The organism is Cryptosporangium minutisporangium, assembly GCF_039536245.1.
GTDB classification, from domain to species: Bacteria; Actinomycetota; Actinomycetes; order Mycobacteriales; family Cryptosporangiaceae; genus Cryptosporangium; species Cryptosporangium minutisporangium.
Genome location: NZ_BAAAYN010000035.1, coordinates 1 through 23256 on the forward strand (window position 1 = coordinate 1; position 23256 = coordinate 23256).

General features: G+C 71.5%; 22 protein-coding genes and 1 pseudogene. 8 read left to right on the forward strand and 15 right to left on the reverse strand.

Annotation, left to right across the window (positions count from 1 at the left end):
* Window positions 1-131, reverse strand: a pseudogene (locus tag ABEB28_RS25515) (DNA-binding response regulator); the annotation flags it as partial.
* 224 nt (window positions 132-355) lie between these two features.
* Here ABEB28_RS25515 and ABEB28_RS25520 point away from each other — a divergent pair.
* Window positions 356-964: an Rv1733c family protein gene (locus tag ABEB28_RS25520; RefSeq protein ID WP_345730737.1), complete on the forward strand. Its 609-nt coding sequence runs from the start codon at window positions 356-358 to the stop codon at window positions 962-964.
* Window positions 965-1162: 198 nt separating this feature from the next.
* On the forward strand, window positions 1163-3538 hold the full coding sequence (locus ABEB28_RS25525) for a phosphoketolase family protein (RefSeq protein ID WP_345730863.1): 2376 nt from the start codon (window positions 1163-1165) through the stop codon (window positions 3536-3538).
* On the opposite strand, the gene ABEB28_RS25530 is transcribed toward ABEB28_RS25525, so the two are convergent.
* The 4 genes from ABEB28_RS25530 to ABEB28_RS25545 all read right to left on the reverse strand — a co-directional run bounded on the left by ABEB28_RS25530 (window position 3535) and on the right by ABEB28_RS25545 (window position 8984).
* Window positions 3535-6345, reverse strand: a complete 2811-nt coding sequence (locus tag ABEB28_RS25530; protein ID WP_345730738.1) for an ATP-binding protein — start codon at window positions 6343-6345, stop codon at window positions 3535-3537. The two genes, ABEB28_RS25525 and ABEB28_RS25530, sit on opposite strands and share 4 nt — an antisense overlap.
* A 153-nt stretch (window positions 6346-6498) precedes the next feature.
* The gene (locus tag ABEB28_RS25535) at window positions 6499-7554 is read right to left on the reverse strand and encodes a FecCD family ABC transporter permease (protein WP_345730739.1); all 1056 of its coding nucleotides are present in this window, start codon (window positions 7552-7554) and stop codon (window positions 6499-6501) included.
* Window positions 7551-8603 (reverse strand): FecCD family ABC transporter permease, encoded by a 1053-nt coding sequence (locus ABEB28_RS25540; protein WP_376980748.1) that lies wholly within the window; start codon window positions 8601-8603, stop codon window positions 7551-7553. Before ABEB28_RS25540 ends, ABEB28_RS25535 begins: the two co-directional genes overlap by 4 nt.
* Before the next feature lie 132 nt (window positions 8604-8735).
* Complete coding sequence (locus ABEB28_RS25545; protein ID WP_345730740.1) at window positions 8736-8984, reverse strand: type B 50S ribosomal protein L31; 249 nt, start codon at window positions 8982-8984, stop codon at window positions 8736-8738.
* A gap of 144 nt (window positions 8985-9128) precedes the next feature.
* On the opposite strand from ABEB28_RS25545, the gene rpmG reads away from it, so the two are divergent.
* Together rpmG and ABEB28_RS25555 are read left to right on the forward strand one after the other, a co-directional pair.
* Window positions 9129-9296 (forward strand): 50S ribosomal protein L33, encoded by a 168-nt coding sequence (rpmG, locus tag ABEB28_RS25550; protein WP_345730741.1) that lies wholly within the window; start codon window positions 9129-9131, stop codon window positions 9294-9296.
* Window positions 9297-9383: 87 nt separating this feature from the next.
* Complete coding sequence (locus ABEB28_RS25555; protein WP_345730742.1) at window positions 9384-9758, forward strand: hypothetical protein; 375 nt, start codon at window positions 9384-9386, stop codon at window positions 9756-9758.
* A gap of 24 nt (window positions 9759-9782) precedes the next feature.
* On the opposite strand, the gene ABEB28_RS25560 is transcribed toward ABEB28_RS25555, so the two are convergent.
* Window positions 9783-10787 carry a bile acid:sodium symporter family protein gene (locus tag ABEB28_RS25560; RefSeq protein ID WP_345730743.1) on the reverse strand — a complete coding sequence of 335 codons (1005 nt, stop codon included), beginning with the start codon at window positions 10785-10787 and terminating at the stop codon, window positions 9783-9785.
* 101 nt (window positions 10788-10888) lie between these two features.
* Here ABEB28_RS25560 and ABEB28_RS25565 point away from each other — a divergent pair, with 101 nt between their 5' ends.
* The 3 genes from ABEB28_RS25565 to ABEB28_RS25575 all read left to right on the forward strand — a co-directional run bounded on the left by ABEB28_RS25565 (window position 10889) and on the right by ABEB28_RS25575 (window position 13956).
* Window positions 10889-11749: a LysR family transcriptional regulator gene (locus ABEB28_RS25565; RefSeq protein ID WP_345730744.1), complete on the forward strand. Its 861-nt coding sequence runs from the start codon at window positions 10889-10891 to the stop codon at window positions 11747-11749.
* A gap of 90 nt (window positions 11750-11839) precedes the next feature.
* Window positions 11840-12547 carry a response regulator transcription factor gene (locus tag ABEB28_RS25570; protein ID WP_345730745.1) on the forward strand — a complete coding sequence of 236 codons (708 nt, stop codon included), beginning with the start codon at window positions 11840-11842 and terminating at the stop codon, window positions 12545-12547.
* Entirely contained in the window at window positions 12544-13956 is a 1413-nt protein-coding gene (locus ABEB28_RS25575) for a sensor histidine kinase (protein ID WP_345730746.1), read from the forward strand. The genes ABEB28_RS25570 and ABEB28_RS25575 overlap by 4 nt, the downstream gene beginning before the upstream one ends.
* A gap of 7 nt (window positions 13957-13963) precedes the next feature.
* Here the strand turns inward: ABEB28_RS25575 and ABEB28_RS25580 are convergent, their stop codons facing one another.
* Entirely contained in the window at window positions 13964-15172 is a 1209-nt protein-coding gene (locus ABEB28_RS25580; protein ID WP_345730747.1) for a GAF domain-containing sensor histidine kinase, read from the reverse strand.
* Window positions 15173-15368: 196 nt separating this feature from the next.
* On the opposite strand from ABEB28_RS25580, the gene ABEB28_RS25585 reads away from it, so the two are divergent.
* Window positions 15369-16427, forward strand: a complete 1059-nt coding sequence (locus ABEB28_RS25585; RefSeq protein ID WP_345730748.1) for a hypothetical protein — start codon at window positions 15369-15371, stop codon at window positions 16425-16427.
* Window positions 16428-16508: 81 nt separating this feature from the next.
* Here the strand turns inward: ABEB28_RS25585 and ABEB28_RS25590 are convergent, their stop codons facing one another.
* The 8 genes from ABEB28_RS25590 to ABEB28_RS25625 all read right to left on the reverse strand — a co-directional run bounded on the left by ABEB28_RS25590 (window position 16509) and on the right by ABEB28_RS25625 (window position 23255).
* Window positions 16509-17372 carry a ribokinase gene (locus ABEB28_RS25590; RefSeq protein ID WP_345730749.1) on the reverse strand — a complete coding sequence of 288 codons (864 nt, stop codon included), beginning with the start codon at window positions 17370-17372 and terminating at the stop codon, window positions 16509-16511.
* A 52-nt stretch (window positions 17373-17424) separates the two neighbouring features.
* A complete protein-coding gene (locus ABEB28_RS25595) occupies window positions 17425-17832 on the reverse strand; it encodes a cupin domain-containing protein (RefSeq protein ID WP_345730750.1) in 408 nt (135 codons plus the stop codon).
* Window positions 17829-18569 (reverse strand): aldolase/citrate lyase family protein, encoded by a 741-nt coding sequence (locus ABEB28_RS25600; protein ID WP_345730751.1) that lies wholly within the window; start codon window positions 18567-18569, stop codon window positions 17829-17831. Before ABEB28_RS25600 ends, ABEB28_RS25595 begins: the two co-directional genes overlap by 4 nt.
* Window positions 18570-18652: 83 nt before the next feature.
* On the reverse strand, window positions 18653-19651 hold the full coding sequence (locus ABEB28_RS25605; RefSeq protein WP_345730752.1) for an NAD(P)/FAD-dependent oxidoreductase: 999 nt from the start codon (window positions 19649-19651) through the stop codon (window positions 18653-18655).
* Complete coding sequence (fdxA, locus tag ABEB28_RS25610) at window positions 19639-19956, reverse strand: ferredoxin (protein WP_345730753.1); 318 nt, start codon at window positions 19954-19956, stop codon at window positions 19639-19641. Before fdxA ends, ABEB28_RS25605 begins: the two co-directional genes overlap by 13 nt.
* Window positions 19957-19975: 19 nt before the next feature.
* Window positions 19976-21148, reverse strand: coding sequence for an amidohydrolase/deacetylase family metallohydrolase (locus tag ABEB28_RS25615; RefSeq protein WP_345730754.1), 1173 nt, complete (start codon window positions 21146-21148; stop codon window positions 19976-19978).
* Between the two features lie 63 nt (window positions 21149-21211).
* Window positions 21212-22030, reverse strand: a complete 819-nt coding sequence (locus tag ABEB28_RS25620) for a fumarylacetoacetate hydrolase family protein (protein ID WP_345730755.1) — start codon at window positions 22028-22030, stop codon at window positions 21212-21214.
* 52 nt (window positions 22031-22082) lie between these two features.
* Window positions 22083-23255 (reverse strand): hypothetical protein, encoded by a 1173-nt coding sequence (locus tag ABEB28_RS25625; RefSeq protein ID WP_345730756.1) that lies wholly within the window; start codon window positions 23253-23255, stop codon window positions 22083-22085.
* Window position 23256 lies beyond the last annotated feature (1 nt).

The window sequence follows — 23256 nt, forward strand, 5'->3', positions numbered from 1 at the left end:
GGAATCCGGCGGGCAGCCTCCGGTGCCGAGCCGGACTCGCCGATGATCTCGATGTCGCCGCTGGACTCCAGAAGTGCGGCCAAGCCGCGCCGGACGACCTCGTGGTCGTCGAGGAGATAGACCTTGATCATGGCCCGCTTCCGCTCGATCCGTGGGCCGCGCGGCCCACACGGTCCACGGTAGGCCGCCCGTTGGTGTCGAGGACACGGGCTAAGGTCCCGAACCCCGACTCTGTCTGAACGGTTGGCTCGGTTCGCGTCGTCTTGCTGACGGAAGCGTATGCACGCGCCTCGTATCGTTGGCCCGCGCTCGATCGCGGGGCACGGTCCTCAGCAGACAGGCAGGAGAAGGATTCATGCGCCAGCCGACGTATTCGCGCGGCCGCCGTGCCGCCCGGCTGCTCGGCCTCACCCGTAATCCGCTCTGCCGTCGCGTCGATCGGCTGGAGGGCGCGCTGCGGATCGCGTCCGTGCTGGCCGTCCTGGTCGTCACGGTGGTCACGCTCTTGGTCGGCGTCGGTCGCTACCACCGCGAACTGGACCGCAGCCTCGCCGCGCAGGCCGAGTTGCGGCACGTTCCGGTCGTGCTGTTGACCGACGCGACCGCCGGACGGACGGCGCTGGGATCGGTGGCCCCGGCTCCGTCGCCGGGCGTCGAGGCGCGGTGGACGCTGCCGGACGGCTCGGTGCGTACCGGCACCGTCTACTCGCCGGTGACCGCCCCGAAGGGCACGACGGTCCGGGTCTGGATGGACGCCGGCCACGTCCCGGTCCGCCCGCCGGTCCGGAGCGGCGACCTGCGGTTCCGGGTCGGCGTCGACGTCCTCGGGTGCGTCAGCCTGTTCAGCGTGCTGAGCTGGGGCCTCTACCAATGGGGACGGAGCCGGCTCGACCGGCGCCGGGACGCCGAGTGGACGCGGAGTTGGCTGGTGTTCGAACGTCAGGGGCGACACCGCAGCCACTGATCGTCAGGCGGTTGGCAGGTGTCACACGAGCAAACAGTGCCGTTCGACCCTGTTTATCGACGCGCGGCCGCGAAAACCTGTCAGTGACGGGCCGACCCGTACGGGGTCGGCCACGCGCAGAGAGGGAGCCTCCGGGTGAGTCTCGGCATCGACACTCCGACCGAACAGCAGCTGACCTCTAGCGAGCTCGCCGAACGCGTGCGGCAACTCGACGACGCCGACCTCGCGCGCGTCGACGCCTGGTGGCGAGCGAACAACTATCTGACCGTCGGTCAGATCTACCTCCAGGCCAATCCCCTGCTCCGGGAGCCGCTGCGCGCGGAGCACATCAAACCGCGATTGCTCGGGCACTGGGGCACCAGCCCGGGCCTGTCGTTCCTCTACGCGCACCTGTCCCGGCTGATCCGGATCACCGGCCAGGAGGCGATCTACCTCGCCGGGCCGGGACACGGTGGCCCGGCACTCGTCGCAGCCGGCTGGCTGGAGGGCACCTACAGCGAGATCTACCCCCGCGTCGGGCAGGACGGGAACGGCCTGCACCGGCTGTTCCGCCAGTTCTCGGCCCCGGGCGGTATCCCCAGCCACGTCTCGGTCCCGACCCCTGGATCGATTCACGAGGGTGGCGAACTGGGTTACGTCCTGGTGCACGCGTTCGGCGCCGTGATGGACAACCCGAACCTGCTCGCGCTCGCCGTGGTCGGGGACGGTGAGGCCGAGACCGGTCCGCTGGAGGGCTCCTGGAAGGGCATCTCGTTCCTGAACCCAGCACGGGACGGCGCGGTGCTGCCGGTGCTGCACCTCAACGGCGCGAAGATCGCCGGTCCCACGGTGCTGGCCCGCAAGGACCCGGCCGAGGTACGCGACCTCTTCTCCGGTCACGGCTACGACGTGATCGAGGTCGAGGGCTCCGACCTCCCCGGCATGCACCACCGGTTCGCCGAGGCGCTGGCCACCGCCTGGGCGTCGATCAAGCGGATCCAGGAGGCTGCCCGCGGCGGGGACTGGGACGGCAAGCGGCCGCGGTGGCCGATGATCGTGCTCCGCACCCCCAAGGGCTGGACCGGACCTGAGCAGGTCGACGGCACGCAGGTCGCCGGAACCTACCGCGCACACCAGGTCCCGCTGAGCGGCGTCCGGGACAACGCCGACCACCTCGCTCAGCTCGAGCGCTGGATGCGCACGTACCGGCCGGAGGAACTGTTCGACGAGGACGGTCAGCCCAACGCGGACGTCTTGGCCGCGAACCCGGCCGGTGACCTACGGATGTCGGCCAGCCCGCACGCGAACGGCGGGCTGGTCACCCGGGATCTGGACCTGCCGGACTTCCGCGACTACGCGATCGACGTGAAGGCTCCGGCCGGCACCCGGGCCGAGTCGACGCGCAAGCTCGGTGAGCTGATGCGCGACATCTACCGCCGCAACCCTGACCGATTCCGGCTGTTCTGCCCGGACGAGACGAACAGCAACCGCCTGGGCGCGGTGTTCGAGGTCTCCGACCGGGCCTTCGCTGAATCCGTGACGCCGGACGACGTGAAACTGAGCCGGGACGGCCGGGTGATGGAGGTGCTGTCCGAGCACAACTGCCACGGCTGGCTGGAGGGGTACACGCTCACCGGTCGGCACGGGTTGTTCGCGACCTACGAAGCGTTCGCGATGGTCAGTGCCTCTCAGACGATCCAGCACAGCAAGTGGCTGGAGGAGGCCAACCACCTGTCGTGGCGGGCCGAGGTGCCCAGCCTGAACATCCTGCTCACCTCGACCGCCTGGCGGAACGACCACAACGGGTTCTCCCACCAGGGGCCCGGCCTGATCCAGACCGTGCTGACCGCCCGCGGCGACGTGTCCCGGATCTACCTGCCGCCGGATGCGAACTGCCTGCTCTCGGTCGCCGATCACTGTTTCCGCTCGCGGAACTACACCAACCTGATCGTCATCGACAAGCAGCCACAACTGCAGTACCTGACGATGGAGCAGGCGATCGAGCACTGTGCGCGCGGCGCCGGCATCTGGGGGTGGGCCGGGAACGACGACGGCACCAGCGACCCGGACATCGTGCTGGCCTGCGCCGGCGACGTGGTCACGATGGAGACCGTCGCGGCCGCGCAGATCCTCACCGAGCGGCTGCCGCACTTCCGCACGCGGGTGGTGAACGTCGTCGACCTCATGACGCTGCCCCGGCCCAAGGACCACCCGCACGGCATGGAGGCGACGCTCTTCCGCGAGCTGTTCACCGACCACGTCGACGTCGTCTTCGCGTTCCACGGCTACCCCGGAGCGATCCACCAGGTCGTCCACGGGCGACCGGACGCCGACCGGTTCCACGTCCGCGGCTTCATCGAGGAGGGCACCACGACGACGCCGTTCGACATGACGGTGAAGAACAAGGCGTCCCGCTACCACCTGGTGATCGACGCGCTGAACAACGCGCGGCGCACACCGCCCGGGGCGTCCGAGCTGAAGGCGTGGTGCGAGGCGCAGCTGGCCAAGCACGAGGCGTACGTCGTCGAGCACCTGGAAGACATGCCCGAGGTAGCCGACTGGGTGCTCCCGGCCCGCGACACCGCGCCCTACTAAGCCATCAGTTTTACGAGCTCCACCCGGGAGCGGACGCCGAGGCGGACGAAGATGTTGCGCATGTGGTGGTCGACGGTTCGGACACTGAGGTAGAGCTGTGCGGCGATCTCCCGGTTCGTCGCGCCCTGCGCGGCGAGCTGGGCGATCTGCAGCTGCTGTGGCGTGAGGTTGGCCGGCCCCGGGCGCGACTCGCTCGGAGCCGGCCGCACCACCTCACCGGCGGCGCGCAGCTCTCCCTGACAGGCTTCGGCCCACGGCTCGGCCTCCAGCCGCTGGAACGTCTCCAGCGCGCTGTGCAGTACGCCGCGCGCCGCCAGCGCGCCGCGGCGTCGGCGCAGTTCGTGGCCGTAGAGCAGCTCGGTGCGGGCCCGCTCGAACTCGTGGTCGCCGAGCTGGTGCAGCCGCATCGCCTCGCGGTAGTTCTCCTCGGCGGCGTGTGGGTCGGTGGCCAGCAGGGCCCGGCACCGGGCGGCCAACGCCATCGGGGCCGGGCTGCCGGTCGCGTTCGCCCAGATGTCGAAGTACCGGCCGATACCGACGGCGGCCTCCCGCTTGCCACAGCGCAGCGCGGCCTCGACGAAGTGCGGCGCCGCCATCATCTTCACCAGCGGATGGCTCCGGCCGGCACCGACGTCCGAGACGAGCACGAGCAGCCGCGCCATCGCCTCGGCCGTTCGTCCGACCGTGAGGTCGAGGGCGGCGAGCGCCCAGTTGGCCATCGCCACCGACATGCTCAGCCCACGGTTGTCGGCCTCGCTGATCGCCGCCCGCGCCCGCACCAGGCACGTCTGCTCGTCGCCCCGGGGCACCGCCAGCAGGGCCAGCGAGGCGAGGTGGAAGCTCGCCGATCCGGCCTGACCCAAGTTCCGGGCCAGCAGCAGTCCTTCGTCCGCGCTCGCCACCGCAGCCGGGTGTCGTCCCAGCCAGAGCTGGGCGTACGTGCTCAGCTCCAGCGTCCGGGGCAGCGCCGCGACCTCGCCGCGGACCTGCGCCGACGCGCGCGCCCGCACGGAGAGCCCGAGCGCGGTCGACTCCTGCCCGAGGACGCACGCCGCCAGGCTGGCCCAGACCAGCAGCGTCGGATCGTCGTGCAGCGGGGCCAGCTCCAGCACCCGGCGCAGCGGGCCGACCGACTCGGTGTGCCGACGCTCGAACGCGGCGGCCATCCCGGTGCAGAACTCGAACATCAGCTCGGCCTCGGGTGACTCGTCGCTGCCCCGCAGCGCCTTCACCCGGTTGAGGACGTCGAGGTAGCGACGCTGGTCGCCGGCCAGGAAGTCCACCTCGCTGGCGTGGATCAGAGCGACCATCGCGGCGGTCCGGTGCGGCTCGCCGAGCCGGCCAGCGGCCCCCAACAGGAGTTCTTGAGCGGCCGCCGGGAGGCCGGTCCGCAGCTCGATCTCGCCGCGCAGGAGGTCCCGGTAGCCGTGCAGCGCGGTCTCCGGACGCGGCGGGCGCAACCGCGCGAGCAGGACGCCCGCCCGGTGCGGCTGGCCGGCGAGCCAGGCGTCCTGGGCCGCGGCGAGCAGGTGCTCGGCCTTCTCGTCCGGCTCCGGCGTCAGCTCGGCGATCCGCTCGGCCGCAAGCGACGCGGCGGCGTGATCGCCGTTGTCCCGGACCGCGGCCGCCGCTCGTTCGAGCTCGCCGGCGAGTGCGGGCTCCGCGTCGGGCGCCAACGCGGCGAGGTGCCAGGCGCGGCGCAGCCGCCACTCCGCCTCCGCGCGGGAACCGGCCTCCGCGCCGACGGCCTCCTGGGCGAGCACGTCGGCGAGCAGTCGGTGAGCAGCGCGCCGGTCTTCGGGCGGCGCGGCCTGGTACACGGCGCCACGCAGCAGCGGGAAGCGGAACCGCACCGCGCCGTCGATCTCGTGCACGAGGCCCGCCGCCTCGGCCGGCTCCAACGCCGACAGGTGTCCCCCGCCGGTCTCCGCCGCGCGGGCCAGGGTGCCGGCGTCCAGATGCTCGTCGGTCGCGATCAGCAGCAGGAGCCGGCGGGTCGCGAGCGGGAGGCGGGCGATCCGCTCGTCGTACTCCCGGCGCACCCGGCTGTAGAGCGGCAGCGTCTCCGGCAGCGATGCCCGACCGGCACGCTGATCGGCCGAGAGCGTCCGGGTCAGCTCCTCGATCGCCCGCGGGTTACCCGCGCAGGAGCGACCGATCGCGCCCGCGACGTCAGCGGTGACGTCCCCCGCGAGCAGCCGACCGATCAGTGCGGCCGCGGCGGGCTGGGCCAGGCCCGGCAGCGCGAGCGTCGGAAGGCCGGGAAGCGGCGGCCGGTCGTCCGGCATCGTGAACACCATCGCGACCTTCTCGGCCGCCAGCCGACGGGCCACGAACGCCAGCGCGTCCCGGGACGCCGCGTCGATCAGGTGCACGTCGTCGACGCAGCACAGCACCGGCCGCCGCCGAGCCGTCCGCACCAGCAACTCCAGTACGGCGACGCAGAGGGGCAGCTGGCCCGGGAAGTCCTCGGGGTCGCCTGCCATCACCCGGGCGAGCGTCGTGGCCTGGAGCTTCGGCAGCGTGGCCACGCGAGCGGAGAGCGGCATCAGGAGGCGGTGCAGGGCCGCGAACGGGAGCTCGGTCTCCGCCTCCACGCCCTCCGCGGTCAGGACGACGAAGCCCTGTGCGGCGTCGGCGGCGTAGCGGAGCAGCGACGTCTTGCCGATCCCGGGCGGTCCCTGAACGACGAGGCCGCCGCCGTGGTGGCCGCGGACCTGGTCGAGCAGCGCGCGGACCTCCGGCCGGCCGGGGCCGGTGTCCGTGAGCTGGGCGTTCCCAGACTGTGAGGCCAGGACGGTGGGCACGCGCCGATTGTTACCCACACCCGATGGCAAACACCGTTAGTTTTGAGAAAATCCGTTGGCCCGCATCGATTCGGCGTCGAGTCGTCGTGCACGCGCCTCACGGCGTCGCACGGCCCGTGCGTCAGGCGGCCCTGGCGTCGAGCGGGCCCGGCGTCAGACGCGGTTGCGGCCCCGGCGCCACTCGCTCGCCAGTAGCCAGGCCAGGTAGGCGCCGCCGAGCGCGCCGGTCATGATGCCGACCGGCAGCTGTTCCGGCGAGAACAGCCGCTGCGCGAGCAAATCGCTCCCGGACAGCAGCACCGCGCCCATCAACGCGGCCGGCACCAGGCCCGGTGCCGACGACCGGGTCAGCCGACGAGCGAGCTGCGGCGCCGCGAGCGCGACGAACGTAACCGGCCCCGCTGCCGCGACCGCCACCCCGGTGAGCAGGACGCCGACCGCGATCAACAGGCCGCGCGTGCGCTCGACCGGTACGCCGAGCCCTTTGGCCGCTTCGTCGCCCAGCTGGAGGATCGACGCCCGCCGGTTCTGCGCCAGCGCGATCGGCAGCAGCACGACCAGCACGCCCAACGTCGGCAGGGCCTGGTCCCAGCCCCGACCGTTGAGGCTGCCGACCAGCCAGACCTGCGCACCCAGCGCGTCCTGCAAGCTCGCCCGCGTGATCAGGTAGTTGTTGGCCGCGACGAGCATCGCGTTGATGCCGATCCCGATCAGGATCATCCGGAAGCCCTGGACGCCGCCGCGGAACGCCAGCAGGTAAACCGCGGCCGCGGTGACCAGGCAGCCGGTCACCGCACCCAGCTCCACCGGCCCGTCGTCCGTGACGAGCAGGACGAGCAATGCGCCGGTGGCCGCGCCGGTCTGGAACCCGATGACGTCCGGGCTGCCCAGCGGGTTACCGGAAAGGTTCTGGAAGATCGCGCCGCTCACGGCCATCGCCGCGCCTGCGACCACCGCGGTCGTGAAGCGCGGCAAGCGCAGCGTCCGGACGATGAAGTCGGTCGCCGGGTCGCCCGCGCCGAAGATCGCCTTCCCGACATCGAGCAGCGGGATCCGGAAGTCGCCGGTGGTCGTCGCGACCGCGCCGATCACCAGCACCGCGACGAGCAGACCGACGCAGACGGAGGTCGTCCGCAGATCGATGCGCAGCGATACCCGGTCCCCCGGTGCGCGCAGGATCCGCGACCGCGGCGGGAGCAGCGCGCTCACAGCGACGCCAGTCGACGGCGCCGGCAGAGCGCGATGAACATCGGCGCGCCCAGGAACGCGGTGACGACGCCGACCTGCATCTCGGCGGGCGCGATCACGAGACGTCCGACCAGATCCGACCCGAGCAGCAGGATCGGCGAGAGCAGCATCGAGTACGGCAGCACCCAGCGCTGATCGGCGCCGACCAGGAGACGCGCGGCGTAGGGCACGGCGAGCCCGAGGAACAGGATCGGACCGGCTGCCGCCGTCGCCCCACCGCAGAGCAGCATCACGGCGATCGCGACCAGCACACGGATCCGTCCGAGGTGCGCGCCGAGGGCCCGCCCGGTGTCGTCGCCGAGCGCGAGGACGTTGAGCGACCGGCCGAGGGAGAGCGCGAGCACGATGCCGATCAGGATGAACGGGGCGACCTGCCACACGACCGTGGTCGAGCGACCGCTGAGCGAGCCGACCTGCCAGAAGCGGAACTCGTCGAACGCCCCGGGGTTCAGGTACTGCACGGCCCAGGTGAACGCGCCGAGCACGGCGGTGACGGCGGCACCGGCGAGGACCATGCGGTCGGGCGAGGCGGTGCTCCGCCCGGACGAACCGAGGACGTACACGAACACCGACGCGACGGCGGCACCGGCGAACGCGAACCAGACGTAGCCGAGGACGCTCTCGATGCTCAGGAACGCGATCGCGACGACGACCGCGGCGGAGGCGCCGAGGTTGACGCCGAGGACGCCCGGCTCGGCGAGCGGGTTACGGGTCAGCGACTGCATCAGCGCTCCGGCGAGACCGAGAGCGGCGCCGACCAGCACTCCGAGCATCGTCCGGGGGATGCGCAGGTCGTGGACGATGAGCGCGTCGCTGGAGCCGTCGTTGTGCCGGAGCAGATCCCAGACGGCGAGGAACCCGACCTGCTTGGTGCCGACCCAGACGGACAGCAGGCAGACGAGGGCGAGGGCGGCAGCGGCGATCAGTAGCCCGATCGCGCGCAGGACGTGAACGCGTGGGCGCGCCTCGGGCGGTCTCGCGGGTGCCGCGAACTCGGGCTCAACCCGCACGCCCGCCTCCCCGTCTCGTCGTCCGACTAAGGGCAGGCTAACTAACCGGTTCCGCGCCGTCCGGGAGCGGGGTGCTCGCGCCGGACACGGCGATGGCCTCCCCTGCCGGGGAGGCCATCGCGGGTCGGGCGCTTACTTCTTCTTCGCGTAGCGGGCGCGGAACTTCTCGACGCGACCGGCGCTGTCGAGGATGCGCTGCTTACCGGTGTAGAACGGGTGGCTCGCCGACGAGATGTCCACCTCGACCAGCGGGTACGTCTTGCCGTCCGTCCACTCGATCGTGCGGTCCGTCGCCACCGTCGAACGGGTCAGGAAGGCCTCGTCCGCAGATCGGTCACGGAACACCACCGGGCGGTACTCGGGGTGGATGCCAGGCTTCATGCCTACGTTCCTCTCTCTTCGCGACCGTCCCGGCCGCTCGGTTGGATAACCCAACCCGCCCTGGGGATGTTCCCACTCGGAATAGTTGAACATGGTTTTCGTTATACTAACCGCAAGCGCCCGGCGAGGAGAGAGAAGATTCGGATGGCCAAGGGCAACGAGCTCCGCCCGGTGATCAAGCTGCGGTCCACCGCGGAGACCGGCTACACGTACGTCACCCGGAAGAACCGGCGGAACGACCCGAACCGGCTGACGCTGACGAAGTACGACCCTCGCGCGGGTCGCCACGTGGAGTTCCGCGAGGAGCGCTAATCGGAACCGGCTGACGCCCGGGCATCGCCATCCGCGGTGCCCGGGCGTCGCCGTGTGCGGTTCGCCGAACCGGGGTAGCGAACCTCCATGACTGCGAACCCCTCCGAGGCCGATCGGAACGCCGAGACCGCCGCGCCGCACGTCGACGACCTCGACACCGATCCGCACCACGACGCGCTCTCCAGCGACAACGACCCGGTCGTCGACGACGCGGACACCCGTTCCCCCGCGGAGATCGCCGAGGAACGCGAGGAGCGCAGCGTCGACGCAGGCCCGCACGCCGACCCGCACGCCGATCAGCGCCCGACGATTCCTGCCGTGCCGAAGCCGGTGGTGCCTGCCGTCGCGGGCATCCTCGCGTTCGTCCTGCTCGCGTTCCCGTTCGGCTGGACGATCGCCGGTGCGGTGATCGGTGGGCTCGTCGCCGCCGCGGTCTCGTACGCGTTCGTCTTCCGCCTCTGACGACGGACGACGCGACCGATCGACTCAGACCGTGGCCGGCGCCGGCGCGGTGGGCGGCGTCACCGGAGCGGAAGCACCCCATCGACGGGCCAGCACGGCGCAGACGATCAGCTGCAGTTGGTGGAAGAGCATCAGCGGCAGGATCACCAGCCCCGCGCCGGTACCCGCGAACAGCACCGTAGCCATCGGCACGCCGGTCGCGAGGCTCTTCTTCGAGCCCGCGAAGATGATCGTGATCCGATCCTCCCGCGGGAACCGCAGCTTGCGCGCCGCGAACGTCGTGACCGCCAGGACGACGACGAGCAGCACGACACACACCGCCACCAGCGCAGCGAGATCCCAACCGGCGAGCTCGCTCCACACCCCCGCCACGACCGCTCCGCTGAACGCGGTGTAGACGACCAGCAGGATCGAGCCCCGATCGAGCAGGCCGAGCACCGTCTTGTGCCGCCCGACGAACCCACCGATCCACGGCCGCAACGCCTGCCCGAGCGCGAACGGCACCAGCAACTGGACGACGATCCTCAGCACGGTGCCACCGGAGAAGCTCATGCCCGTGTCGCTGAGCAGCACCGCGACCAGCACCGGCGTCAGCACGACGCCCAGCACGTTCGACAGCGAGGCGGTGCAGATCGCCGCCGCCACGTTGCCCTTCGCGATGGAGGTGAACGCGATCGACGACTGCACCGTCGACGGCAGCAGGCAGAGGAACAACACCCCGGCCGCGAGCTCGGCGGAGAGCACGCTCTCCGGGAGTAGCCGCACCGCGAGACCCAGCAGCGGGAACAGCACGAACGTGGAGGCCAGAACCGCGAGGTGCAGCCGCCAATGGCGGATGCCTGCGATCACGGTTTCGGTGGACAGCCGGGCGCCGTACAGGAAGAACAAAAGCCCGATGGCGACGACGATCAGCTGGTCGAGTACGTCCTCGACGACGCCGCGGGCCGGCAACGCGGATGCCAGCGCAACCATCGTGAGCAGCGCGACGATGTACGGGTCGGGGCGGAGCCGACGAAGGAACGCGGACATTGTGCCTCTTCCGGTGACGCAGGAGCTGTTCTCAGCCTGCGGCACCGCGCGGAGATCGTGAAGTGCGATCACCGCTCTGACTGTGATCATAAACTGTGATCATGTTCGACCCGGTGCAGCTCCGCTCGTTCCTCGCGGTGGCGCGGGCGCGGAGCTTCACCCGAGCGGCCGCCGAACTGGGCGTGCAGCAGTCGACGGTCAGCCAACACATCCGAAAGCTGGAGCAGGCGACCGGCCGGCCCCTGTTCCTCCGCGACACCCACACCGTGCTGCTCACCGCCGACGGCGAGGCGATGCTCGGGTTCGCGCGAGCGCTGAGCGAGATCCACGAGCAGGCGGCCGGGTACTTCGCGGGCTCCGAACTCCGCGGCCGGCTGCGGTTCGGCGTCTCGCAGGACCTGGCCCTGACCCAGCTACCGCGCATCCTCCGCCACTTCCGCCGCACTCACCCGCTCGTCGACCTGGAGCTGACCGTCGAGCTGAGCGGGACGCTGCACGCCCGGCTCCAGGCCGGTGAACTCGACCTCGTCTTCGCGAAGCGGCTGGCCGGTCAGGTGGACGGCCAACTCGTGTACCGGGAGAAGCTCGCCTGGCTCGGCGTCCCGGACCTGCGGCTGGACCCGGCCGGGCCGGTGCCGCTGATCATCTACCCACCGCCGAGCATCACCCGGTCCCGGGCGCTCGAGGTGCTCGCCGAGCAGCGGCGCTCGTGGCGGGCGGTGTGCACGAGCGCGAGCCTCAACGGACTGGCCGCCGCCGCACTGGGTGGCCTCGGCGTGGTGCCGTTCGTCCAGCGGCTCGGCCCAGCGGGGCTGACCGAGGTACCACCGCAGTACCGCCTACCACCGCTCGGCGACGTCGAGTTCGTGCTGTTGCGCACCGACCGGACCGTCCCGGAGTCGGCCGAGGCGCTCGCGGCCGCGATCCGCACCGCCGGAGCCCGTCCCGACCTCGCGCCGTGAGCTGCCCGGCGCCGGTGAGCAAGCTGACGGTTTCCTGACCATCGGCGAGGAACTCTGTCCCCGGTGCCCCGCACGGGCAACGCTGACCGGGTGACCGATCTTGCTGACCTCGACGCCGGAGCCGCCCGGGTACTGGTCGTCGACGACGACCCCCGGATCGCGGAGCTGCTGGTGACCACGCTGCGGTTCGCCGGTTTCACCCCGACCGCGGTGGGCTCCGGGACCGACGCCTTACAGCTGCTCGCCGCGCACCCGCCCGAGCTCGTGATCCTCGACGTCATGCTGCCCGACGTCGACGGCTTCGACGTCGCCAGGCAGCTCCGGCGGAACGGCCACCGGTGCCCCGTCCTGTTCCTCACCGCTCGGGACACCACGAACGACAAGGTCACCGGCCTGGTCCTCGGCGGCGACGACTACGTCACCAAACCGTTCAGCGTCGCGGAGGTCATCGCCAGGGCGCACGCACTGCTCCGCCGGGTCCGGGGCGACACGTCCACCGTGCTGGTCTACGCCGACCTGCGGATGAACGACGAAACCCACGAGGTCCGCCGCGGCGACCGGCTGATCGAGCTGTCGCCCACGGAGTACCGGCTGCTGCGGTACCTGCTGCAGAACGCCGGGCGGGTGGTCTCGAAAGCGCAGATCCTCGAACGGGTCTGGCAGTACGACTTCGGCGGGGACGCGGGCGTCGTCGAGAAGTTCATGTCGCACCTGCGGAAGCGGATCGACGTGGTCGATCCGCCGCTGCTGCAGACCGTGCGCGGCTTCGGGTACGTGCTGCGGACGCCGTCGCGATGAAGCCCACCAGCCTCCGCGCACGCTTGCTCGCCGGCATCCTGCTGCTGGTGACGCTCGGCCTCGTCGGCACGGACGTCGCGCTCTACGTCACGCTCGACTCGCACCTCGAGGCCAGCCTCGACGACGACCTCGCCGCGACCGCCGAGGAGATGCGCCAGAAGATCGAGCCCACCCTCTTCAATGACCGACCCGTGGTCGGGTTCAGTTTTCCCGCCCGGCTAGTGCGGCCGGTGTCGGGGGCACTCGTGGTCACTCCCGGCCGTGGCGGCGACATCGCGATCGCGCCCGGAGGAGGGATCCGGACGTACGAGCAGTCCGGCGACGGAGGTCTCGGTGCCCGCTTCACCCGCGGCGAGGTTCCCGTGGGCTACTCCGACCTCGACATCGAGGGGGTACCGAGTCGCGTGCTGTACCGGCAGTTCGACGATCGGGAGGACGCAAGCATCAAAGACGAATTCAGCGGGGTCGTGGTCGTCGCGCCGCGCGATACGCACCGCGCCACGCTGAACCAGCTGCTCGTCGCCGAGCTGGTGGCCACCGGCGTGGCGTTGATCGCCGTGGCCGCGCTCTCGCTCGCGGTGATCCGGGTCGGTCTGCGGCCGGTCGGCGCGATCGCCGAGGCCGCCACCGCGGTGGCCGCAGGCGACCGCGACCAGCGGATTCCGGTCCCACCGCGCAGCGACGAGATCGGGCGCCTGGCGGTCGTGCTGAACCAGGCATTCGACCAGCGGCGCATCGCCGAGGACCAGCTGCGCCGATTCGTCGCGGACGCCTCCCACGAGCTGCGCACCCCGATGACCACGATCGCGGGCTGGGCGGACCTGTACTTCCAGGGTGGGCTTCCGGAGCCGGACGGCGTCGAGACCGCGATGACGCGGATCGCCGAGAAGTCGGCCGAGGTCGGTGTCCTGGTGGAGGACCTGCTGCTGCTCGCGCGGCTGGACGAGCGTCGTCCGCTGGAGCGAACGCCGGTGGACCTCGCCGCGCTCGCCGCCGAGGTCTGCGCGGACGCCCGAGTCCTCGACGCCGACCGCCCGCTGACGTTGGACGCCCCCGAGCCCGCGACCGTCCTCGGCGACCCGGACCGGCTCCGGCAGGTCGTCCGCAACCTGGTCGGCAACGCGTTCCGGCACACTCCGGACGGGACCGCGGTGCGGGTGGCCGCCGTACTGGCGTCCGACCGGGTGCTGCTCACCGTCGCCGACGACGGCCCCGGCATCTCGGAAGACGACCGCGCGCACGTGTTCGAGCGGTTCTACCGGGCCGGCACCACGACGCCGTCCCGCGTCGGCGCGGGGCTGGGCCTGGCGATCGTCGAAGCGATCGTGCGAGCCCACGACGGCACCGTGACACTCGAACCGGGCACGGGCGCCACGTTCACGGTGTCGCTGCCTGCGGCGACGCCGTGACCCGAGTTCAGGCCGGGCCCGGGAACTGCAGGACGACGGTGGTGCCCGCGCCGAGCCTGCTGCGGAGGTCGACCTGCCCGCCGTGCGCGTTGACGATCGCGCGGACCAGCGTCAGCCCGAGCCCCGGGCCCTGGATGGCCGCCGCCTCAGCGGTCTCGCTCCGGTAGAACGGGTCGAACAGCCGAGGGATCTCGCCCTCGTCGATACCGGTTCCGGTGTCGGTGACGACGACGGTGGGCCTCGGCACATCGGTGACCTGGACGGTGATCGCACCGTCGGGGGTGAACTTGATCGCGTTGAGCAGGACGTGCTGCAGAGCCTGGGTCAGCTCGCGGTGCGACCCGGTGACGACGACCGGCCCCGGCTTGTCGAACGTGAGCGTGAGGCCCTTCGGGTCGGCCAGCGGGCGGCTACCGGCCACGACCGCACCGACCAGCTCGGTCAGGTCGATCGGCACCCGGGCGACGTCGATCCCCTCCGCGCCGATCTTGGTCGCCAGCAGCATGTCGTCGACCAGCCGCGTCAGGCGGTGCGCGTTGCGCTGCACCACGGTGAGGAAGTCCCGGCCGGTCTCCGGGTCGAGCGGGTCGCTGTCGTCGAGAAGGAGTTCGAGATAGCCCCGGATCGAGGACAGCGGCGTCCGCAGCTCGTGGCTGACCGTGGTGAGGATCCGGTTCTTGAGGTCCTCCAGTTCGACGACACGCCGGTTGACGTCCGCGGTCCGGCGCGCGTACGAGCGCAGCTCGATCTCTGCGGCCGCGTGCCTGGCCAGCGCCCGGAGCGCGCGCCGCTGCTGCTGGCTGAGCGTGCGTGGCTGGTGGTCGATGACGCACACGGTGCCGAGGCTGAGCCCGCCCTCCACCCGGAGCGGCGCCCCGGCGTAGAACTGGATGTAGGGCTCACCGACGACCAGCGGATTGCCGGCGAAGCGCGGGTCGGCGCGGGCATCCGGCACCTCGAGTACGTCGGGCTGGTCCAAGGCGTGGGCGCAGAACGAGTTGTCGCGGCAGCCCTCGGAGTAGTCGACGCCCACCCGGGCCTTGAACCACTGCCGGTCGTCGTCGACCAGACTGACCATCGCGATCGGGGTACGGCAGATCTCGGCGGCCAGCAGCGCGATGTCGTCGAACTCGGGTTCGGCGTCGGTGTCCATGATCCGCAGGCCACGCAGAACCGCCAGCCGAGCCTCCTCCTGCACTGCGTTGGTTACGGTCACCAGTCGGCCTCTCCGCAACGACAGCCTTCCACCAGCCAATACGGCGGTTCGGGAGGATTCCTGAGCAGGCCGCACCCATCAATCACCCACGCCCGCGCCCGGGGCACTCCCCCTCCGCTCCCCGTCGGAGATCAACTCCGCGGCGACCGGCCCGATGTCCGGACGAGTCATCACTCGCTCGACGAAGGGCAGACCTGTGCACCGGGTATTAGCACGGACCATCGCCGCAACCGCGGCGCTGGCCGCGACGGCGGTCGGGTTCCCGGCCTACGCGGCCGACGACGACCTGAAGGGTGCGGACGGTCGGCTCGAACTCCTGACGGCACCACTCCCGGCCATGCTCAGTGGTCAGCAGGGCTGGATCGCCGGCACCTACCTCGCCGACAAGGACCTCTGCGACGTCCGGATCACCGGCAGCGGCCCCGGCGTGTCGATCAGCTACCCCACCAACACCGGCTCCTACTCGTCGTTCTACCGGGAGGGCTGGCTCGCCGACAGCGGCCTGGACTTCTCCGCGCTCAACGTCACGGTCTCGCCCAGCGTCAGCGCACCGGTGACGGTCACGTTGACCGCGTCGTACATCAAGACGGCCACCGGCAAGGCCGGGGACGCCTGCCACGGCAGCCGGAAGACGCAGACGATCACCGCCACGCTGCCGGTCCGCGTCGGCTCAGCCCCCTACACGGTGAAGACCACCGAGGTCAGCGTCGATCGGACCGCAGCGAGCTGGGTGCAGATCGTCGTCCGCGGTGAGCTGCCGGACACGGGTGCGCTGCGGGCCACGCTGGCGCCGCCGCCCGGCATGGTCGTGGCCTACCCCGGTGAGGCCACGTCCGCGGGTCTGCACGGCGGGGACGCCCCGACGGTCGGTACCGACGACTACTTCGCGGTCCGGATCGACGCGACAGGGCTCGCGGCCGGTACCTACCGGGTACCGCTGACCGTCACGTCCGGTTCGACGAAGACCACCACGACGCTGGCCGTGGTCGTCGGCGGCACGAAGACGAAGGCGGTTCAGGCAGCGCTCAAGGGCAAGGCGGCGACCACCGCGTACACCAAGATGGCAGCGGCCCGCCTGTGCGCGCTGCGCAACCGCGTCTACCCGACGCCGACCGCGCTGCAGGCCGCCTACCGGGCGGTCGAGAAGGCGTCCGGCCTGTCCACGGCCCAGATCACCGCGTTCGACCGGAAGGCCACCACGGACTCGGCGCTCCGCAAGGCGATCGTCCGGCAGTACAAGGCGACCTGCCGCTGACGCGCGGCTCGCCGCTGACCGACGTCCCGGTCCGGCCGGAGCAGCCGGCCAGACAGCCGACCGGACCGGGACGTCGGAGTGTCAGGCGCCGAGCTCGGCGCGGGTGGGGAGCGACGCCATCGCGCCGTGCCGGGTGACGGTGACCGCCGCGACCCGCGTCGCCCACCGTGCGGCCTCGACGATGTCGGCGCCGTCGAGCACGGCGTCGGCGATCGCGGCGCAGAAGCTGTCACCCGCCGCGGTCGCGTCCACGGCCTTGACCTGCTCGGCCGGCACCCGGGTCGACCGCTCCGCCTCGACCACCAGGCAGCCCTGAGCCCCGAGCGTGACGACCACCGGGCCGCGGGTGCCCAGTTTCTGGGCGATCTGCACGAGGTCACCGCGGTCGACGCCGGCCAGGCCGAGCAACTCGCCCCGGTTCGGCACCAGCACGTCGACGTTGGCGAGCAGCGACGCGGCGACCGGCCGGGCGGGAGCCGGGTTCAACACCACCAGCCCGTTCGCCACCGACGCGGCCTCCTCGACCACCGCGGCGGGCACCTCCTGCTGGAGCAGCACGCAGCGGGCGCCGGCGACCAGGTCGCGATCGACCTCCACGTGGTTGTTGGCACCGGGGCTGACGACGATCGTGCTGTCGCCCTCGGGGTCGACGAACACGAACGCCTGTCCGGTCGGTCCATCGACCCGCCGGACGCCGCCGACGTCGATCTGCTCGTCGCGCAGGATGCTCAGCAGGTAGTCGCCGTCCTGAGCGCCCACCGCCCCGACCATCGCGGTGCGGCGTCCCAGGCGGGCCGCGGCCACGGCCTGGTTGCCGCCCTTGCCACCTCCGCTGCGCCGGGCGTCGCCACCGAGCAAGGTCTGGCCGGCGGCGGGCGCCTCCGGGACGTCGACCGTGACATCGACGTTGAGGCTGCCTACGACGACGATCTCGAACGAGTTCATGGACCAACTTCTAGTTTGGTGAGAATAATTCAGCCTCTCACGAGCGCTCAATTCAGGACGCTCCGCGAGGGCCGGCTGAATTATCCTCATCGGTCAGCTTGCGGGCGATGTCGGCGTAGTCCGCGCGCGGCGGCGCGAACACGTCGAGGTTGATGCAGGGCTCGGTGAGCGGCTGGATGTAGTGCTCGGCGCCGGCCGGCACCAGCAGCATCGAGCCGGCGGTCATCCGATGCGGAACGCCGTCGACGTAGTAGTCGGCCTCGCCGGCCAGGATCATCGCGAGCTGGTCGAAGTCGGCGTGCGAGTGCGGCCGGAGATCCATGCCGACCGAGAGCGAGTGCCAGCAGAGCATGACCTCGTCGGTGCTATACACCCGGCGCCGCACGCCCGGCCGGATCACGTCCTCCGGGACATCGTCCCAGTTCACGACCGTTCGGTAGAGCGCTTCGCTGAGCTTCATCGGGTTTCTCCCAGGGTCTTCCGCAGCGCGGCGGCGAGGAACTGCAGGTCGGAGCCGATCACCACGTACCGGTCGCCGGCCGCCTCCGCGGCGGTGGCCGCGTCGGGGGTCGCACACCAGGAACCGGTGATGGTTCCGACCGCTCGGACTTCCCGGACGCGTTCGTCGAACGCCTCGGTGTTCCCGAGGCCCACGCTCACGGCGAGGTCGGTGACACCGAGGAACACGACGTCCAGGCCGCGGACGACGTCGGGCAGCGGGTCGTCGGTGGTGGCCGTTTCGATCTGGCCGACGAGGAGCGGCGGGTCGTTTCGCTCGGCGGCCAGGTAGTCGGCGAGCGGAACGCCGCTGTAGTTCGCGCCGGGGTGGGCGAGCGAGATGCTGCGGGCACCGTCCGGGGCGTAGCGTGTGGCGGCGATCAGCGCCGCGGTCTCGGCGGCGGAGCGGAGCGTGGAGAGCTGGACGCCGGCCGCGCCCGCTTCGAGCAGCCGGTTGATCAGCCCGGAGTCGACGGCCGGGATCCGCACCAGCGCGGGCAGTCCGAGCGCGGCGGCCCGGCTGACCGCGCGGCGGGCCTGCTCCTCGGAGAGCTGCGAGTGCTCCAGGTCCACCACCACGAAGTCCGCCCCTGCCGCTTTCGCGAGGTCGACGGGCTCCTCCCCGGCGAGCTTCAGAAAGGTCCCGCGCACGCGCTCGCCCGCGGCGAGGGCGGCACGCAAGCCCGAGCGCGCGGGCATCCGCGGAACGATGTCGCGGGAGGCTCGTGTGGGCGAGCTTTCCGCCACATCATTCGGCGGGTCGGCTGCGGTGGGGCCGAGCATCACGCCACCGCGTCGGAACTGTGGCCGGGGGTGGTCTTCCACGCCGCGTTCACCAGCGGTGCGATGTGGTTGATCGCTGTCGCGGCCTCACCGAAGCCGACCGAGATGAGCGCGACCTTGCCGTCGTACATCGCGATGTCCCCGGCCGCGAAGACCCGCGGAAGGTTCGTCCGCTGCGCGCGATCGACGAGGATCCGGCGCCGCTTGATCTCCATGCCCCAGTCGGCCATCGGGCCCAGGTCGGTGAGGAACCCGATCGCCGCGACGATCGTCTGCACGTCCCGGGAGACGGTCTCCTTGGTCTCGACGTGCTCCAGCGTGAGCGACTCGACCGCCGCGGAGCCGGAGACCTCGACCACCTCGTACGGGGTGACCAGCTCGACCGAGGACTCGCGCAGTCTCTCCACGCTCTTCTCGTGCGCCCGGAACGCGTCCCGGCGGTGCACCAGCGCGACGCTGTTCGCCAGCGGCTCCAGCGCCAGCGCCCAGTCGACCGCCGAGTCGCCACCGCCCACCACGACCACGTCGTGCCCGGCCAGGTCGTTCAGCCGCGGCACGAAGTACCGCAGGCCACGCCCCGCGAAGTGACCACCAGCGGGCAACTCCTTGGGCTCGAACGTGCCCATGCCGCCGGCGATCAGGACCGCACGCGCGTGCACGGTGACGCCGGGATCGCCCGGCGTGCTCGCAACTGCGTCCACGGTGACGCCGTCGTCGCGGACCTCGATCGACGTCGCCCGTTGCTCCAGCAGGAACGTCGGCTTCGATTGCTGGGCCTGCGCGCACAGCGCGTCGACCAGGTCCTGGCCCCGCACGGCCGGGAACCCCGCGACGTCGTAGATGTTCTTCTCCGGGTACAGAGCGGCGAGCTGCCCGCCGACCTCGGGCAGCGAGTCCATCACCGCGACCGACATCCCGCGGAACCCGGCGTAGTACGCGCCGTAGAGCCCTACCGGACCGGCGCCGATGATCAGGACATCGACCTCTACTTGGTCCACGACGCCACCTCCTCGTGGTCGGCCGGGAGCGGCGGCACCTTCCGCGCGCCACCCGGCGAACCGAGCCCGAGCGTGACGAACACCGTCTCGTTGATCGTGGCGAACTGCTCCTTGTCCCCCGGCAGGTCGTCCTCGTGGTAGATCGAGACGACCGGGCAGGCGGGCTCGCAGCGACCGCAGTCGACGCACTCCTCCGGGTTGATGTACATCATCCGCGGACCGGGGTAGATGCAGTCGACCGGGCACTCCTCGATGCAGGAGCGGTCTTGGACGTCGATGCAGGCATCGGTGACGACGTAGGCCATGGGGTGCTGCCTAACTAGCTCAGGCCGAGGTGGCGTTGCCGCGCCACTCGGTCAGTTCCTGGGACACGCCGTGCACGAACACCGCGGCGGGCTCGAGCCGGGGCGCCTCGATCGTGTTGCCGGCCGCGTCCGGAAGGACCGCGGTACCGGCTTCCTTCAGCACGGTGACGTGCGCGGGTCCGCCGACGGTCAGCGAGCCGTACCCCTCGGCGTCCAGGCCGAGCAGCTTGGCCGGGGCGGTGGTGACCCTGGGCAGGATCTCCGACATCGGCACGCCCAGCGCGAGGAACTTCGACATCGACGTCACCAGGTCGAACACCGGGCCGCGCCAGTTGCGGGCGGACGTGTCGGAGCTGAGCACGTCCGGCAGGAAGCCCTCCGCGATCGCGGGCTTCGCGACCTCGAACGAGAGGTTGCTGCGGCCGTGCGCCGAGTCGTAGAGGACGCCGCGCTCGCGGGCCTTGTACACCTCACGGAGCACGGCGCCGTTCTCGTCGAGGATGCCGTTCTCCTTGCCGGTGTAGCAGTGGGCGATGATGTCGCCGGGGCGCAGCCGGTCGAGGATCTCCGGCAGCGTCAGCGCGGTCTCGCCGATGTGGACCATCACCGGCAGGCCGGCCTGCTCGCCGAGCGCGATGGCCTTCTCCAGCAGCGGCACGATCCGGTCGCCCAGCACGTCCTCGGAGAGCCGGATCTTGAAGCCGCGGACGACGTCCGGGTTCTCGGCGGCGGTGGCGAGCGCGTCCTCGACGTTGAACGTGTCGGGGTTGAGCAGCTCGCCGTAGCGGAAGTCGATCAGGCCGAGCACCGAGACGTTGAGGAAGTTGACGATCCGCATGACGGTCGGCTCGACCACCAGCGTGCGGAACGCGGGGAACGTGGAGGCACCGGCGGTACCGGCGTCCGCGGCGGCGACGACGCCCCGGCGCAGGTGGGCCTCGTCCTGCGGAGCGCCCACCTTCGAGACCTTGTGGAAGATGTGCGTGTGCCCCTCGACCAGGCCGGGCAGCACGGATGCGCCGGTCACGTCGACGATCTGGGCGGTCGCCGCGGCCTCGCTGTCGGCCAGGCCGGTGCCGATCGCGGCGATCTTGCCGTCGGCGATCGCGAGGTCGGCGACCTCGTTGCGCCCGGAGGCCGAGTCGAGCACGGTGCCGCCGCGCAGCACGGTGTCGTAGCGAGCTTCAGACATGGAGACCTCCACGGGGCGGGTCCCGCGGCGGGATCCCGGAACTGGGGATGGGGCTGAGGAATTTCAGGCGACGGTGTTCACGAGCGGCACCAGGCCGCCGACCGCGATCGTCACTTCCTGGCCGGGGCGCAGGTAGTCGTTCAAGTCCTGCCCGGTGCCGGGCGGCGTGCCGGTGAGGACGACGTCCCCGGGTTCCAGCCGCACGTAGCGGGAGAGCCAGGACAACAGGTCGGGCACCTCGAAGATCAGGTCGGCGGTCGTGCTGTTCTGCCGCTGCTCGCCGTCCACCCACGAGGCCACCGGGATCGCGTTCGGGTCGTTCAGATCGCTGATCGGGACCATCGTGGGGCCGAGGGGCGCGCAGCCCGGGAAGCCCTTCGCCAGCGTCGGGGTGCCGGTCGCCTTCATGACGTCTCGCGCGGTGGTGTCGTTCGCGGCGAGGACGCCGGCGACCGCGTCCCAGACGTCCTCGGGCCGCGCGTCCGAGAGCGGGCGACCGAGCACGACGCCGACCTCCGCTTCGTAGTCGAACTGCGTGGTGAGGTCGGTCGGGATCCGCAGGGTCGCGCGGTGGGCGGCGAGGGCGGTGGCCGGCTTCAGGAACAGGATCGGCTCAGTGGGAACCGGCCGCCCGGTGAGTGCCGCTTTGCCGTGGTAGTTGAGCCCGACGCCCCAGACCGTGGTGTCCAGTCCTAACGGCGGGACGACGACCTCGTCCAGCTGGGTCTTGGGCAGTCGGCGCGTGACCGGCGCCTGCTCGACCTCGGCCAGCGTCCGGCCGGCTTTCAGCAGCCACCGCAGGTTGGGGAACGGCAGGTCGACGACGGCCAGCTCGTCGCCCTCGACCCGGGCGATGCCGTAGCGGGTGACGAGCGTTTCCATGCCATCGATCTTCAGATGCGAGATCTCATCATGTCAAGTGAGACGGCGCATCTCATCGTGAGACAAGAATCCGCTCGTAGACCCGACACCAGCGGGCGAGCTCGGACACGGAGAACGTGTCGACGCGGGGATCGCCGGTGTTCGGGGCCGGACGGGGACCGAGGCGGGCGGTGGGCACGCCTGCGGCCCGGAACGCGACGCCGTCGGTGGAGCCCGTCCAGCCCGATATCGGTGGTGCTGAGTACCCAGGAGTGTGGGGGTGGAACTCGGACGAATAGGCGTCGCACGCTACCCGGACGATCGGTGCGTCCGCGGGCGTCCCGGGGCCGTCACCGAGCAGGAGCTCATCCACGCTGACGCCGTCGAAGCCGCTCAGCGCCGCCCGCAGCGAGGCCGCGGCAGCCCCTGGCTCCACCGGCCCGGGCAGCACGAGGTAGCAGTGGAGCTCGAGCGCGGCCGGCGCGAGATCGGGCTTCTCCGGCGACCCCGCACGCAGCGCCCCGAGCCCGAACGACGCCCCGTCCTGCCGCGACGGGTCGACGCGAAGCGCCTGCTGCGTAGCGTCCGCCACGTAGTTCGAACCCCAGGACTGAACGGCGGCGAGCAGTGCACCGGCCTGCGACAGCAGGCCGCCCGGAGGGCGCAGCAGGCCCGGCAGCATCAGCGGCCCCCAGCCCGCTTCGAGCCGGATCCGGAGGTAGAGCGCGGCCGGCTCCTGCCGCAGCACGCCCGGCGGGCCGCCCTTCGCGACGACGGCGGCGCGCGGGCGGGGAAACGCCGTCAGGTACTCGGTGACGCCGGTGTCGTGCACACCCCACCGATGGGTCCCTCGGGCGGCCAGCAGGAGGTGCGCCGTGCCGCTGGCCTGCTCGGCGGCGCGCGCGAACGCGACGCCGGCCGCCGCCGCGGGCGCCTTCGCGACGCCGAGCCCGAACCCGCTCACGGTGTCGCCCTCGTGCCGGTACGGCGGCACCGGATCGTCCCGGCCGGTGATCGCCGCGTCCATCGCTGGATCGCCGGTCAGCGACGTGTCCAGGTGGGAGTAGAGCACCACGTCGGCGGGGCCGTCGCCGGTCGTCGCCAGCACGCTCGCCGAGTCGCCGCCGAGCGGGCGTACCCGCCAGTCGATCGACGGCCAGCGCGACGACGCCCAGGCGGCGAACGCCTCGGCCAACGGGCGCTCACCACCGTGCGGGCTCGCGGTGCCGGCCAGTTCACCCAGCACC

Bases quoted from the DNA above. Each gene is read 5' to 3' on its own strand.
- ABEB28_RS25520 (WP_345730737.1), top strand. From the start codon at position 356: ATGCGCCAGCCGACGTATTCGCGCGGCCGCCGTGCCGCCCGGCTGCTC.
- ABEB28_RS25545 (WP_345730740.1), bottom strand. From the start codon at position 8,984: ATGAAGCCTGGCATCCACCCCGAGTACCGCCCGGTGGTGTTCCGTGAC.
- rpmG (WP_345730741.1), top strand. From the start codon at position 9,129: ATGGCCAAGGGCAACGAGCTCCGCCCGGTGATCAAGCTGCGGTCCACC.
- ABEB28_RS25555 (WP_345730742.1), top strand. From the start codon at position 9,384: ATGACTGCGAACCCCTCCGAGGCCGATCGGAACGCCGAGACCGCCGCG.
- ABEB28_RS25560 (WP_345730743.1), bottom strand. From the start codon at position 10,787: ATGTCCGCGTTCCTTCGTCGGCTCCGCCCCGACCCGTACATCGTCGCG.
- ABEB28_RS25565 (WP_345730744.1), top strand. From the start codon at position 10,889: ATGTTCGACCCGGTGCAGCTCCGCTCGTTCCTCGCGGTGGCGCGGGCG.
- ABEB28_RS25575 (WP_345730746.1), top strand. From the start codon at position 12,544: ATGAAGCCCACCAGCCTCCGCGCACGCTTGCTCGCCGGCATCCTGCTG.
- ABEB28_RS25590 (WP_345730749.1), bottom strand. From the start codon at position 17,372: ATGAACTCGTTCGAGATCGTCGTCGTAGGCAGCCTCAACGTCGATGTC.
- ABEB28_RS25595 (WP_345730750.1), bottom strand. From the start codon at position 17,832: ATGAAGCTCAGCGAAGCGCTCTACCGAACGGTCGTGAACTGGGACGAT.
- ABEB28_RS25600 (WP_345730751.1), bottom strand. From the start codon at position 18,569: ATGCCCGCGCGCTCGGGCTTGCGTGCCGCCCTCGCCGCGGGCGAGCGC.
- fdxA (WP_345730753.1), bottom strand. From the start codon at position 19,956: ATGGCCTACGTCGTCACCGATGCCTGCATCGACGTCCAAGACCGCTCC.
- ABEB28_RS25615 (WP_345730754.1), bottom strand. From the start codon at position 21,148: ATGTCTGAAGCTCGCTACGACACCGTGCTGCGCGGCGGCACCGTGCTC.
- ABEB28_RS25620 (WP_345730755.1), bottom strand. From the start codon at position 22,030: ATGGAAACGCTCGTCACCCGCTACGGCATCGCCCGGGTCGAGGGCGAC.